Source organism: Pseudomonas sp. LTR0, assembly GCF_036630035.1.
Lineage (GTDB): Bacteria > Pseudomonadota > Gammaproteobacteria > Pseudomonadales > Pseudomonadaceae > Aquipseudomonas > Aquipseudomonas putida_Y.
The window spans coordinates 5050540-5063748 of sequence record NZ_CP123734.1; the positions used below are offsets into that span (position 1 = coordinate 5050540).

The following is a 13209-nucleotide window of genomic DNA, read 5'->3' on the forward strand; positions in this document are numbered from 1 at the left end:
GTAGAGTGGGGTATGATGCCGGTCCTATTCGACTGAGCTGCTGCCCCGCCCTGCGGTTGCTGGATACCTGATGACGCTGCCCGCTGACGTCCCTGCCGACCTGCTGCCTCCCCGTGTTCGCCCTGCGGACCGGCTCGGCTTCACCCTGTTCCTGGCTGCGCTGGTGCACCTGGCGCTGATCCTCGGCGTGGGTTTCACCGTGGTCAAGCCTGCCGAAATCCGCCACACCATGGACATCACCCTGGCCACCTTCAAGAGCGAGAAGCCGCCCGAGAAGGCTGACTTCCAGGCCCAGGACAACCAGCAAGGCAGCGGCACCCTGGACAAGAAAGCGGTGCCCAAGACCACCGAACTGGCGCCTTTCCAGGACAGCAAGATCAACAAGATCACCCCACCGCCTGCGGCCAGGCCCGAGGTGGTTCCACCCCCTACCCCGAAAAAGTCGGCGGTGGTGACTACGGCGCCCAAGCCGCACAAGGTCGAACCCAAACCCAAGGAAAGCAAAGCACAGCCCAAGCCAGCCGCACCGGCACCGGACTTCGACAGCTCGCAGCTGTCCAGCCAGATCGCCAGCCTGGAGGCGGAGCTGTCCAACGAGCAGCAGATGTACGCCAAGCGCCCGCGCATTCATCGCCTGAACGCCGCGTCGACCATGCGCGACAAGGGCGCCTGGTACAAGGAAGAGTGGCGCAAGAAGGTCGAGCGCGTGGGCAACCTGAACTATCCCGACGAAGCGCGCCGGCAGCAGATCTACGGCAACTTGCGCATGATGGTGTCGATCAACCGCGATGGCTCGCTGTACGAGGTGCTGGTGCTGGAATCATCCGGGCAGCCAGTGCTGGACCAGGCTGCGCAGCGCATCGTGCGGCTGGCGGCGCCATTTGCACCGTTTACCGGGGATCTGGCCGAGTTTGACCGGCTGGAGATCATCCGCACCTGGCGCTTCGCCCGTGGGGACCGTTTGTCCAGTAACTGAGGCATCGCGAGCTATGCTCGCTCCTACGTTTGTTTCGGGCCAATTATTTCTGGGGGGGATTTGCGCGCGGGCGCCTTGGCGCTTGGCGCGATATTGCGTCGTACAAACAAGGCGGTCGCGCGCGCCTGTCGCAGGCGTTACTGGCCAGAAACAAACGTAGGAGCGAGCGCAGCTCGCGATGCGCCGCGCGGGCGGCGCTCGATTTCTGCAACACCATAAAACCCGCGGCAAACACACCCGGCCATTGCGCAACGTCATGCCAGGCGGTGTGGCCTTGAGGGTATGGCGGTAGAGATGCGTCGCCTGGAAGATCGAGCGCCGCCTGTATGGCGGTAGAGGTGCGTCGCCTGGAAGATCGAGCGCCGCCTGTATGGCGGTAGAGGTGCGTCGCCTGGAAGATCGAGCGCCGCCCGCGCGGCGCATCGCGAGCTACGCTCGCTCCTACGTTTGTTTCGGGCCAATTATTTCTGGGGGATTTGCGCGCGTACGCCTTGGCGCATGGCGCGATATTGCGTCGTACAAACAAGGCGGTCGCGCGCGCCTGTCACAGGCGTTACTGGCCAGAAACAAACGTAGGAGCGAGCGCAGCTCGCGATGCGCCGCGCGGGCGGCGCTCGATTTCTGCCACCCCCTGAAACCCACGGCAAACACACCCGGCCATTGCGCAACGTCATGCCAGGCGGTGTGGCCTTGAGGGTATGGCGGTAGAGATGCGTCGCCTGGGAGATCGAGCGCCGCCCGCGCATGGCGGTAGAGGTGCGTCGCCTGGGAGACCGAGCGCCGCCCGCGCGGCGCATCGCGAGCTGCGCTCGCTCCTACGTTTGTTTCGGGCCAGTCATTCCTGTGGGATTTGCGCGCGAACGCCTTGGCGCATGACGCGATATCGTGTGGTACGGACCAGGCGGCCGCGCGCGCCCGTCACTGGCGTTACTGGCCCGAAACAAACGTAGGAGCGAGCATAGCTCGCGATGCGCCGCGCGGGCGGCGCTCAATCTCGAAGACACCAAAAACCTCACGACAACCGCCAACCAGACGACACAAATCCGCACCTTGTCAGTCTCGCCACCTGGCGCCACACTATCCCCATGAAAACCCTCGCACCCAGCTACCTCAAGCACCAGTTCCTGATCGCCATGCCACACATGGCCGATCCGAACTTCGCCCAGACCCTCACGTACATCGTCGAGCACAATGAGCATGGCGCCATGGGCCTGGTGGTCAACCGACCACAGGAACTGAGCCTGGCCGACATCCTCGAGCAACTGCGCCCGGACGAAACGCCGCCGGCCAGCACCTTGCAGGTGCCGATCTACCAGGGTGGCCCGGTACAAACCGACCGCGGCTTCGTGTTGCACAGCAGCGAGTGCAGTTTCCAGGCCAGCGTGGCGCTGGAGGGGCTGTCGCTGACCACGTCACAGGACATATTGCTGGCTATCGCCGCCGGGGTGGGCCCGAAGCAGAGCCTGATCACCTTGGGCTATGCCGGTTGGGAAGCGGGCCAACTGGAAGCGGAGCTGGCAGACAACGCCTGGCTGAACTGCCCGTTCGACCCGGATATTGTCTTCGGCATGGCCAGCGACCTGCGCCTGGAGGCTGCGGCCGCCAGCCTGGGGATCAACCTGCACCTGCTGACCAGCCAGGCGGGCCACGCCTGATGGCTGAGCTACGCCTGCTGCTGGGCTTCGACTATGGCAGCAAACAGATCGGCGTGGCCGTTGGCCAGGTGATTACCGGCCAGGCCCGCGAACTGTGCACCCTGAAGGCGCAGAACGGCGTACCGGACTGGGCCCAGGTGGAAAAGCTGATTGCCGAATGGAAGCCAGATGCCATTGTCGTCGGCCTACCGCTGAACATGGACGGCACTCCCAGCGAAATGAGCGCCCGTGCCGAAAAGTTCGCCCGCCGCCTGAACGGCCGCTTCAACCTGCCCGTGCACACGCACGACGAGCGCCTGACCACCTTCGAGGCCAAAGGCGAGCGCATGGCCCGTGGCGGCCAGCGTGGCAGCTACCGCGACAACCCGGTCGATGCCATTGCCGCTGCCTTGTTGCTGCAAGGCTGGCTGGAGGCCAATACCTGATCATCTTTGCCGCCGGGCCCACCCGGCGCACCCTTCCGAGGAGCCCGCAATGAGCCTACCCAATCCCGCCGAGCTGATCCGGCAGATGGCTGTCGACCTTCGTGCCCACCTGGCGCGCCGGGCAATCACCGAGCCCCGTTACATCGGTATCCGCACCGGCGGAGTCTGGGTTGCCCAGGCCCTGCAGGAAGCGATGGGCGACACCAGCCCCATGGGCACCCTGGACGTGTCGTTCTACCGCGACGACTTCAGCCAGAACGGCCTGCACCCGCAAGTGCGCCCGTCCGAGTTGCCGTTCGAGGTCGAAGGCCAGCACCTGGTGCTGGTGGATGACGTGCTGATGAGCGGTCGTACCATCCGCGCGGCGCTCAACGAACTGTTCGATTACGGCCGCCCGGCCAGCGTTACCCTGGTCTGCCTGCTGGACCTGGATGCCGGCGAACTGCCGATTCGCCCGAACGTGCTCGGCGCCACCCTGTCGCTGGGCGCCCATGAACGGGTAAAATTGACCGGACCCGCACCGCTCGCCCTCGAGCGCCAGGACCTCGCCTCCGCTTCCGCCCTTTAAGAGTCCCCCGCGATGACGCCAATCGACGCCAAGCGCCCGCTGCAGCTCAATGATCAGGGCCAGCTGCGCCACTTCCTCTCGCTTGACGGTTTGCCCCGCGAACTGCTCACCGAGATCCTCGACACCGCCGACTCCTTCCTGGAAGTCGGCGCCCGGGCTGTGAAAAAAGTCCCGTTGCTGCGCGGCAAGACTGTGTGCAACGTGTTCTTCGAGAACTCGACCCGTACCCGTACCACCTTCGAACTGGCAGCCCAGCGCCTGTCGGCCGACGTGATCAGCCTGAATGTGTCGACCTCCTCGACCAGCAAGGGCGAGACCCTGTTCGATACCCTGCGCAACCTCGAAGCCATGGCGGCTGACATGTTCGTCGTGCGCCATTCCGACTCCGGCGCCGCGCACTTCATCGCCGAGCACGTGTGCCCGGAGGTTGCCGTGATCAACGGCGGCGACGGCCGCCACGCGCACCCGACCCAGGGCATGCTCGACATGCTCACCATCCGCCGCCACAAAGGCAGCTTCGAGAACCTGTCCGTGGCCATCGTCGGCGACATCCTGCACTCGCGTGTGGCCCGTTCCGACATGCTCGCGCTGAAAGCGCTGGGTTGCCCGGACATCCGCGTGATCGGGCCGAAAACCCTGATCCCCATTGGTATCGAGCAGTACGGCGTGAAGGTCTACACCGACCTCGCCGAAGGCCTGAAAGACGTCGACGTGGTGATCATGCTGCGCCTGCAGCGTGAGCGCATGGCCGGTGGCCTGCTGCCCAGCGAAGGCGAGTTCTACCGCCTGTTCGGCCTGACGACTGCACGCCTGGCCGCAGCCAAGCCCGATGCAATCGTCATGCACCCGGGCCCGATCAACCGTGGCGTGGAAATCGAGTCGGCGGTTGCCGATGGCAAGCATTCGGTGATCCTCAACCAGGTCACCTACGGCATCGCCGTGCGCATGGCCGTGCTGTCCATGGCCATGAGCGGGCAGAACGCGCAACGTCAATTCGACCAGGAGAACGCCCAGTGACCATCAGTATTCTCGGCGCCCGGGTCATCGACCCCAACAGCGGCCTGGACCAGGTCACCGACCTGCACCTGGACGGCGGCCGCATTGCCGCCATCGGTGCCGCACCGGCCGGTTTCAGAGCCAGCCGCACGATCCAGGCTGATGGCCTGGTCGCAGCACCCGGCCTGGTCGACCTGGGCGTGTCCCTGCGCGAGCCGGGTTATAGCCGCAAAGGCAACATCGCCAGTGAAACCCGCGCTGCCGTGGCTGGGGGCGTCACCAGCCTGTGCTGCCCGCCGCAGACCAAGCCGGTGCTGGACACCTCGGCGGTAGCCGAACTTATCCTTGACCGTGCCCGCGAAGCCGCCAACAGCAAGGTCTACCCGGTCGGCGCCCTGACCAAGGGCCTGGAAGGCGAGCAACTGGCCGAACTGGTGGCCCTGCGTGACACCGGTTGCGTAGCATTTGGCAACGGCCTGAAGGAAATCCCCAACAACCGTACCCTGGCCCGCGCCCTGGAGTATGCCGCCACCTTCGACCTGACGGTGGTGTTCCACTCCCAGGACCGCGATCTGGCCCAGGGCGGCCTGGCCCACGAGGGTGCCATGGCCAGCTTCCTCGGCCTGCCGGGCATCCCGGAAAGCGCCGAAACCGTGGCCCTGGCGCGCAACCTGCTGCTGGTGGAACAGAGCGGCGTGCGTGCGCACTTCAGCCAGATCACCAGCGCCCGTGGCGCGCGGCTGATTGCCCAGGCCCAGGCCTTGGGCCTGCCTGTGACCGCCGATGTAGCGCTGTACCAGCTGATCCTCACGGACGAGTCGCTGCGCGATTTCTCCAGCCTGTACCACGTGCAGCCGCCGCTGCGCACCGCTGCCGACCGTGACGGGTTGCGCGAGGCGGTGAAGTCGGGGGTGATCCAGGCCATCTCCAGCCACCACCAGCCGCACGAGCGCGACGCCAAGCTGGCCCCGTTCGGCGCCACCGAGCCAGGTATCAGCAGCGTCGAGTTGCTGCTGCCACTGGCCATGACCCTGGTGCAAGACGGCCTGCTCGACCTGCCGACCTTGCTGGCCCGTCTGAGCAGCGGCCCGGCTGCCGCCCTGCGCCTGCCGGCCGGGGAGCTGAAAGTAGGCGGCCCGGCCGACCTGGTGCTGTTCGACCCGCAAGCCTCCACCGTTGCCGGCGAACAATGGTTCTCCCGTGGCGAGAACTGCCCGTTCATCGGCCACTGCCTGCCGGGGGCGGTGCGTTATACCTTGGTCGACGGGCACGTCTGCCACGAGGCCTGAGTAACATGCTTCGCGGGCACGCCCGCTCCCACAGGATCACCACAATTCCAAGGCATGTGGTAACCCTGTGGGAGCGGGCATGCCCGCGAATGCCTTCACATAGTCCCCCCGCCAAGCGCGACCATTCATCCCCCCCGGTTGAAATCCTTCCCCCCACCCCCATATGAGTCTGCATCAGGCACTTTCGCCCCGCTGCGTGGAGACTCTCCCCTTGACCACAATCGTTTCTGTCCGCCGTAACGGCAAAGTCGTCATGGGCGGCGACGGCCAGGTATCCCTTGGCAACACCGTGATGAAAGGCAACGCCAAGAAGGTGCGCCGCCTGTACCACGGCCAGGTCATCGCGGGCTTCGCCGGCGCTACCGCCGACGCTTTCACCCTGTTCGAGCGCTTTGAAGGTCAGCTGGAAAAACACCAGGGCCACCTGGTACGCGCCGCCGTCGAGCTGGCCAAGGAATGGCGTACCGACCGCTCCCTGAGCCGCCTGGAAGCCATGCTCGCCGTGGCCAACAAGGATGCATCCCTGATCATCACCGGCAACGGTGACGTGGTCGAACCCGAAGACGGCCTGATCGCCATGGGTTCCGGCGGCGCCTATGCCCAGGCCGCAGCCCGTGCCCTGCTGAACAAGACCGACCTCTCGGCCCGCGAAATCGCCGAGACCGCCCTGAACATCGCCGGCGACATCTGCGTGTTCACCAACCACAACCTGACCATCGAGGAGCAGGACCTGGCCGACTGATTCAGCTGTTCTGGCGCCCCTTCCCGGCGAAGGGGCTTTTCCACGCTGACTCATCTGCCCAAGGACCGTATTGATCATGTCCATGACCCCCCGCGAGATCGTCCACGAACTCAACCGCCACATCATCGGCCAGGACGACGCCAAGCGCGCCGTGGCCATTGCCCTGCGCAACCGCTGGCGGCGCATGCAGCTCCCTGCCGAGCTGCGTGCCGAAGTAACCCCCAAGAACATCCTGATGATCGGCCCTACCGGCGTCGGCAAGACCGAAATCGCCCGCCGTCTGGCCAAGCTGGCCAACGCGCCGTTCCTCAAGGTCGAAGCCACCAAGTTCACCGAAGTGGGCTACGTGGGCCGCGACGTCGAGTCGATCATCCGTGACCTGGCCGATGCCGCGCTGAAGATGCTGCGCGAGCAGGAAATCATCCGCGTGCGCCACCGCGCCGAAGACGCCGCCGAAGACCGCATCCTCGACGCCCTGCTGCCCCAGGCGCGCGTCACCAGCTTCAGCGAAGAAGCCGCACAGACCAGCAGCGACTCCAACACCCGCCAGCTGTTCCGCAAGCGCCTGCGCGAAGGCCAGCTGGACGACAAGGAAATCGAGATCGAAGTGGCCGATGCCGTCGGTGTCGAAATTGCTGCGCCGCCCGGCATGGAAGAAATGACCAACCAGCTGCAGAGCCTGTTTGCCAATATGGGCAAGGGCAAGCGCAAAGCGCGCAAGCTGAAGGTAAAAGAAGCGCTGAAGATGGTTCGCGATGAAGAAGCGAGCCGCCTGGTCAACGAGGAAGAGCTCAAGGCCAAGGCCCTGGAAGCGGTCGAACAGCACGGCATCGTGTTTATCGACGAAATCGACAAGGTTGCCAAGCGTGGCAACGTTGGCGGCGCCGACGTGTCCCGCGAAGGCGTGCAGCGCGACCTGCTGCCGCTGATCGAAGGCTGCACCGTCAACACCAAGCTGGGCATGGTCAAGACCGACCACATTCTGTTCATTGCCTCGGGTGCATTCCACCTGAGCAAGCCGAGCGACCTGGTGCCCGAGCTGCAAGGCCGCCTGCCGATCCGTGTTGAACTGAAGGCACTGACCCCGGAAGACTTCGAGCGCATCCTGCAAGAGCCGCACGCGTCGCTGACCGAGCAGTACCAGGCATTGCTGAAGACCGAAGGCCTGAACATCGAGTTCCTCGCCGACGGCATCAAGCGCCTGGCCGAGATTGCCTACCAGGTCAACGAGAAAACCGAAAACATCGGTGCCCGCCGCCTGCACACCCTGCTCGAGCGCTTGCTCGAAGAGGTGTCGTTCAGTGCGGGCGACCTGGCCAGCACCCATGACGAAGCGCCGATCCAGATCGATGCGGCGTATGTGAACAGCCACCTCGGTGAGCTGGCGCAGAACGAAGACCTGTCGCGTTACATCCTGTAAGACCAGTTTCGACAGCTTCGCGGGCAAGCCCGCTCCTGCACATGTCACCACATCCCTTGGGCCTGTGGTGATCCGTGCAGGAGCGGGCTTGCCTGCGAAGAGGCCCTTGAATCCCTTTCCCATAAGCTGGAAGCTGTGCTTCATCAGCTCCCGAGAGATTCTGCCCATGGCCCGCCTGCCTACCGCCATCAACCTGCACAAAGCCTCCAAAACCCTCAGCCTCACCTACGCGCCCGGCGAGGTCTACCACCTGCCCGCCGAATTCCTGCGCGTGCACTCTCCCTCCGCCGAGGTCCAGGGCCACGGCAACCCCATCCTGCAGTTCGGCAAGATCAATGTCGGCCTCAGTGGCCTGGAACCTGCCGGCCAATATGCACTGAAACTGACCTTCGACGACGGTCATGACAGCGGCTTGTTCACCTGGGAATACCTTGAGCAACTGTGCCTGCGCCAGGAACAACTGTGGGCGGAATACCTCGACGAGTTGCACAAGGCCGGCAAATCCCGCGACCCAGCCGAATCTGTGGTCAAGCTCATGCTCTAGCGCAAGGCCTGCGGGGTTTAGAGCGCATTTTCTAAATTCATCTGTTTGAATGGGTTGCAGACAGCCCAGTGAAGGGCTGTCTTGCGCATTACACGAAAGTCGGGTAACCAATGGGTGTGGCAAGTTCCCTGCATCACTTTGCAGGTCGTCAGCACCCACGCAGCACCGCTGTTCCTTATCACTGGTCACCCGAGTAGCAGTACCGGGCTCAGGGCTGTGCACCCACCACAGCAACCGGTACTCGTCTCAGGACAACGGAGCGTCGTAGATGAGTAACAAGAACAACGATGAGCTGCAGCGGCAGGCCTCGGAAAACACCCTGGGGCTGAACCCGGTCATCGGCATCCGCCGCAAGGACCTGTTGAGCTCGGCACGCACCGTGCTGCGCCAGGCCGTGCGCCAACCGCTGCACAGCGCCAAACATGTGGCTCACTTTGGCCTGGAGCTGAAGAACGTGCTGCTGGGCAAATCCAGCCTGGCCCCGGAAAGCGACGACCGTCGCTTCAATGACCCGGCCTGGAGCAACAACCCGCTGTACCGCCGCTACCTGCAAACCTATCTGGCCTGGCGCAAGGAGCTGCAGGACTGGGTCAGCAGCAGCGACCTGTCCCCCCAGGACATCAGCCGCGGCCAGTTCGTCATCAACCTGATGACCGAGGCCATGGCGCCGACCAATACCCTGTCCAACCCGGCTGCGGTCAAACGCTTCTTCGAAACCGGCGGCAAGAGCCTGCTCGATGGCCTGTCCAACCTGGCCAAGGACATGGTCAATAACGGCGGCATGCCTAGCCAGGTGAACATGGATGCCTTCGAAGTGGGCAAGAACCTGGGCACCAGCGAAGGCGCGGTGGTGTACCGCAACGATGTGCTGGAGCTGATCCAGTACAGCCCCATCACCGAGCAGGTGCACGCCCGCCCGCTGCTGGTGGTGCCACCGCAGATCAACAAGTTCTATGTGTTCGACCTCAGCCCGGAAAAGAGCCTGGCGCGCTTCTGCCTGCGCTCGCAGCAGCAGACCTTCATCATCAGCTGGCGCAACCCGACCAAGGCCCAGCGCGAGTGGGGCCTGTCCACCTACATCGATGCGCTGAAAGAAGCCGTCGACGCGGTGCTGGCGATTACCGGCAGCAAAGACTTGAACATGCTTGGCGCCTGCTCCGGCGGCATCACCTGTACCGCACTGGTGGGCCACTATGCCGCCATTGGTGAGAACAAGGTCAACGCCCTGACCCTGCTGGTCAGCGTGCTGGACACCACCATGGACAACCAGGTCGCATTGTTTGTCGACGAGCAGACCTTGGAGGCAGCCAAGCGCCACTCCTATCAGGCGGGCGTGCTGGAAGGCAGCGAAATGGCCAAGGTGTTCGCCTGGATGCGCCCCAACGACCTGATCTGGAATTACTGGGTAAACAACTACCTGCTCGGCAATGAGCCCCCCGTATTCGACATCCTGTTCTGGAACAACGACACCACGCGCCTGCCGGCCGCCTTCCACGGCGACCTGATCGAAATGTTCAAGACCAACCCGCTGACCCGCCCCGACGCCCTGGAAGTGTGCGGCACCGCGATCGACCTGAAACAGGTCAAATGTGACATCTACAGCCTCGCCGGCACCAACGACCACATCACCCCATGGCCGTCATGCTACCGCTCGGCACATCTGTTCGGCGGCAAGATCGAATTCGTACTGTCCAACAGCGGGCATATCCAGAGCATCCTCAACCCGCCGGGTAACCCGAAGGCACGCTTCATGACCGGTGCCGACCGCCCGGGCGACCCGGTGGCCTGGCAGGAAAACGCCATCAAGCATGCAGACTCCTGGTGGTTGCACTGGCAGAGTTGGCTGGGCGAGCGTGCCGGCGCGCTGAAAAAGGCACCGACCCGCCTGGGCAACCGTGCGTATGCCGCCGGTGAAGCCTCCCCAGGCACCTACGTTCACGAGCGTTGAGTTACAGCGCCGTGGCGGCCTGCAAGGCGCCACGGTGTTTACTTCACCCAAGAGTCACGTGCATGCCGCAACCCTATATTTTCAGGACCGTCGAGCTGGACAACCAGTCCATCCGTACCGCTGTTCGCCCCGGCAAGCCGCACCTGACGCCGTTGCTGATCTTCAACGGCATCGGCGCCAACCTCGAGCTGGTGTTTCCGTTCATCGAAGCACTTGATCCGGACCTGGAAGTCATCGCCTTCGATGTGCCCGGGGTCGGCGGCTCGTCCACACCGCGCCACCCGTATCGCTTCCCTGGGCTGGCCAAGCTGACCGCGCGGATGCTCGACTACCTCGACTACGGCCAGGTCAACGTAATCGGCGTGTCCTGGGGCGGCGCCCTGGCCCAGCAGTTCGCTCACGATTACCCCGAGCGCTGCAAGAAGCTGGTGCTGGCCGCAACCGCTGCCGGCGCGGTCATGGTGCCAGGCAAGCCCAAGGTGCTGTGGATGATGGCCAGCCCCCGGCGTTACGTGCAGCCGTCGCATGTCATCCGCATTGCACCGATGATCTATGGCGGCGGCTTCCGACGTGACCCAGACCTGGCCATGCACCATGCCGCCAAAGTGCGCTCCGGCGGCAAACTGGGCTACTACTGGCAGCTGTTCGCCGGGCTCGGCTGGACCAGCATCCACTGGCTGCACAAGATCCAGCAGCCCACCCTGGTACTGGCCGGCGACGACGACCCGCTGATCCCGCTGATCAACATGCGCCTGCTAGCCTGGCGGATTCCCAATGCCCAGCTACACATTATCGACGACGGCCATCTGTTCCTGATCACCCGGGCAGAAGCCGTCGCCCCGATCATCATGAAGTTCCTGCAGGAAGAACGTCAGCGTGCGGTCATGCATCCCCGTCCGGCCTCGGGGGGGTGAAACAGCTGCGGCCTGACAGGGAAATGGATTAGACGAGGGAGTGTTGCCATGAAAGACAAACCGGCCAAAGGATCGACAACGCTCCCCGCCACCCGCATGAACGTGCAGAACGCCATCCTCGGCCTTCGCGGCCGCGACCTGCTTTCCACGCTACGCAACGTCGGCCGCCACGGCCTGCGCCACCCGCTGCATGCCGCGCACCATCTGCTGGCGCTTGGCGGGCAGTTGGGGCGGGTAATGCTGGGGGACACGCCCTACCAGCCGAACCCGCGTGACGCACGCTTCAGTGACCCGACCTGGAGCCAGAACCCGTTCTACCGCCGCGGCCTGCAGGCCTATCTGGCCTGGCAGAAGCAGACACGCCAGTGGATCGATGAAAGCCACTTGAACGACGATGATCGAGCCCGCGCCCATTTTCTGTTCAACCTGATCAACGATGCGCTGGCGCCCAGCAACTCACTGCTCAATCCGCTGGCGGTCAAGGAGCTGTTCAACACCGGCGGCCAGAGCCTGGTGCGCGGCGTGGCCCACCTGCTCGACGACCTGCGTCACAACGATGGGCTGCCGCGTCAGGTGGACGAGCGCGCCTTTGAAGTGGGCGTTAACCTGGCCGCAACCCCTGGCGCAGTGGTATTTCGCAATGAGCTGCTGGAGCTGATCCAGTACTCGCCGATGAGCGAAAAGCAGCACGCACGCCCACTGCTGGTCGTGCCGCCTCAGATCAACAAGTTCTACATCTTCGACCTCAGCGCTACCAACAGCTTTGTCCAGTACATGCTCAAAAGCGGCTTGCAGGTGTTCATGGTCAGTTGGCGCAACCCCGACCCACGCCACCGTGAATGGGGCCTTTCCAGCTACGTGCAAGCCCTGGAGGAAGCGCTCAACGCCTGCCGCAGTATCAGCGGCAACCGCGACCCCAACCTGATGGGCGCCTGTGCCGGCGGCCTGACCATGGCCGCACTGCAAGGCCACCTGCAAGCCAAGAAGCAGTTGCGCCGGGTGCGCAGTGCCACGTATCTGGTCAGCTTGCTGGACAGCAAGTTCGAAAGCCCGGCTAGCCTGTTCGCCGATGAGCAAACCATCGAAGCGGCCAAGCGACGCTCTTATCAGCGTGGCGTGCTGGACGGTGGCGAAGTGGCGCGGATCTTTGCCTGGATGCGGCCCAACGACCTGATCTGGAACTACTGGGTCAACAACTACCTGCTCGGCAAGACACCGCCGGCGTTCGACATCCTGTACTGGAATGCCGACAGCACGCGCCTACCCGCCGCGCTACATGGCGACCTGCTGGAGTTTTTCAAGCTCAATCCCTTGACCTACGCGTCAGGGCTGGAGGTGTGCGGTACGCCGATCGACCTGCAGCAGGTCAATATCGACAGCTTTACCGTGGCCGGCAGCAACGACCACATCACGCCATGGGATGCGGTGTACCGCTCGGCGTTGCTGCTGGGTGGCGAGCGGCGCTTCGTGCTGGCCAACAGCGGGCATATCCAGAGCATCATCAACCCGCCAGGCAACCCCAAAGCCTACTACCTGGCCAACCCCAAGCTGAGCAACGACCCGCGCGCCTGGTTCCACGATGCCAAGCGCAGCGAAGGCAGCTGGTGGCCGTTGTGGCTGGAGTGGATCACCGCCCGCTCCGGCCTGCTCAAGGCGCCGCGCACTGAACTGGGCAACGCCACTTACCCACCGCTAGGCCCCGCGCCAGGCACCTACGTGCTGACCCGATGAG

At 64.1% G+C, this 13209-nt stretch carries 12 protein-coding genes; all 12 read left to right on the top strand.

Annotation, left to right across the window (positions count from 1 at the left end):
• Positions 1–70: 70 nt before the first annotated feature.
• The 12 genes from QCL51_RS23105 to phaC (QCL51_RS23160) all read left to right on the top strand — a co-directional run bounded on the left by QCL51_RS23105 (position 71) and on the right by phaC (QCL51_RS23160) (position 13208).
• Positions 71–976: an energy transducer TonB gene (locus tag QCL51_RS23105; protein ID WP_021783752.1), complete on the top strand. Its 906-nt coding sequence runs from the start codon at positions 71–73 to the stop codon at positions 974–976.
• Positions 977–2061: 1085 nt separating this feature from the next.
• Positions 2062–2631 (top strand): YqgE/AlgH family protein, encoded by a 570-nt coding sequence (locus QCL51_RS23110; protein WP_021783751.1) that lies wholly within the window; start codon positions 2062–2064, stop codon positions 2629–2631.
• Positions 2631–3056 (top strand): Holliday junction resolvase RuvX, encoded by a 426-nt coding sequence (gene ruvX / locus QCL51_RS23115; RefSeq protein ID WP_003249316.1) that lies wholly within the window; start codon positions 2631–2633, stop codon positions 3054–3056. The genes QCL51_RS23110 and ruvX overlap by 1 nt, the downstream gene beginning before the upstream one ends.
• A gap of 49 nt (positions 3057–3105) precedes the next feature.
• Positions 3106–3624 (top strand): bifunctional pyr operon transcriptional regulator/uracil phosphoribosyltransferase PyrR, encoded by a 519-nt coding sequence (pyrR, locus tag QCL51_RS23120; protein ID WP_021783750.1) that lies wholly within the window; start codon positions 3106–3108, stop codon positions 3622–3624.
• 12 nt (positions 3625–3636) lie between these two features.
• Positions 3637–4641, top strand: a complete 1005-nt coding sequence (locus tag QCL51_RS23125; RefSeq protein ID WP_021783749.1) for an aspartate carbamoyltransferase catalytic subunit — start codon at positions 3637–3639, stop codon at positions 4639–4641.
• Positions 4638–5909 carry a dihydroorotase gene (locus tag QCL51_RS23130; RefSeq protein WP_274118727.1) on the top strand — a complete coding sequence of 424 codons (1272 nt, stop codon included), beginning with the start codon at positions 4638–4640 and terminating at the stop codon, positions 5907–5909. The genes QCL51_RS23125 and QCL51_RS23130 overlap by 4 nt, the downstream gene beginning before the upstream one ends.
• A gap of 211 nt (positions 5910–6120) precedes the next feature.
• Positions 6121–6651, top strand: coding sequence for an ATP-dependent protease subunit HslV (gene hslV, locus QCL51_RS23135; protein ID WP_003249309.1), 531 nt, complete (start codon positions 6121–6123; stop codon positions 6649–6651).
• A 76-nt stretch (positions 6652–6727) separates the two neighbouring features.
• Entirely contained in the window at positions 6728–8071 is a 1344-nt protein-coding gene (gene hslU / locus QCL51_RS23140; RefSeq protein ID WP_003249308.1) for an ATP-dependent protease ATPase subunit HslU, read from the top strand.
• Between the two features lie 166 nt (positions 8072–8237).
• The gene (locus tag QCL51_RS23145; RefSeq protein ID WP_003249306.1) at positions 8238–8615 is read left to right on the top strand and encodes a DUF971 domain-containing protein; all 378 of its coding nucleotides are present in this window, start codon (positions 8238–8240) and stop codon (positions 8613–8615) included.
• A gap of 268 nt (positions 8616–8883) precedes the next feature.
• On the top strand, positions 8884–10563 hold the full coding sequence (gene phaC / locus QCL51_RS23150; protein WP_084850236.1) for a class II poly(R)-hydroxyalkanoic acid synthase: 1680 nt from the start codon (positions 8884–8886) through the stop codon (positions 10561–10563).
• Positions 10564–10625: 62 nt separating this feature from the next.
• On the top strand, positions 10626–11477 hold the full coding sequence (gene phaZ / locus QCL51_RS23155; protein WP_021783746.1) for a poly(3-hydroxyalkanoate) depolymerase: 852 nt from the start codon (positions 10626–10628) through the stop codon (positions 11475–11477).
• 48 nt (positions 11478–11525) lie between these two features.
• Positions 11526–13208, top strand: coding sequence for a class II poly(R)-hydroxyalkanoic acid synthase (gene phaC / locus QCL51_RS23160; protein ID WP_031322405.1), 1683 nt, complete (start codon positions 11526–11528; stop codon positions 13206–13208).
• Position 13209 lies beyond the last annotated feature (1 nt).

Coding starts and splice junctions, on each gene's coding strand:
- pyrR (WP_021783750.1), top strand. CDS start 3,106: ATGAGCCTACCCAATCCCGCCGAGCTGATCCGGCAGATGGCTGTCGAC.
- phaZ (WP_021783746.1), top strand. CDS start 10,626: ATGCCGCAACCCTATATTTTCAGGACCGTCGAGCTGGACAACCAGTCC.
- hslU (WP_003249308.1), top strand. CDS start 6,728: ATGTCCATGACCCCCCGCGAGATCGTCCACGAACTCAACCGCCACATC.
- QCL51_RS23105 (WP_021783752.1), top strand. CDS start 71: ATGACGCTGCCCGCTGACGTCCCTGCCGACCTGCTGCCTCCCCGTGTT.
- ruvX (WP_003249316.1), top strand. CDS start 2,631: ATGGCTGAGCTACGCCTGCTGCTGGGCTTCGACTATGGCAGCAAACAG.
- phaC (WP_031322405.1), top strand. CDS start 11,526: ATGAAAGACAAACCGGCCAAAGGATCGACAACGCTCCCCGCCACCCGC.
- phaC (WP_084850236.1), top strand. CDS start 8,884: ATGAGTAACAAGAACAACGATGAGCTGCAGCGGCAGGCCTCGGAAAAC.
- QCL51_RS23145 (WP_003249306.1), top strand. CDS start 8,238: ATGGCCCGCCTGCCTACCGCCATCAACCTGCACAAAGCCTCCAAAACC.
- QCL51_RS23125 (WP_021783749.1), top strand. CDS start 3,637: ATGACGCCAATCGACGCCAAGCGCCCGCTGCAGCTCAATGATCAGGGC.
- QCL51_RS23110 (WP_021783751.1), top strand. CDS start 2,062: ATGAAAACCCTCGCACCCAGCTACCTCAAGCACCAGTTCCTGATCGCC.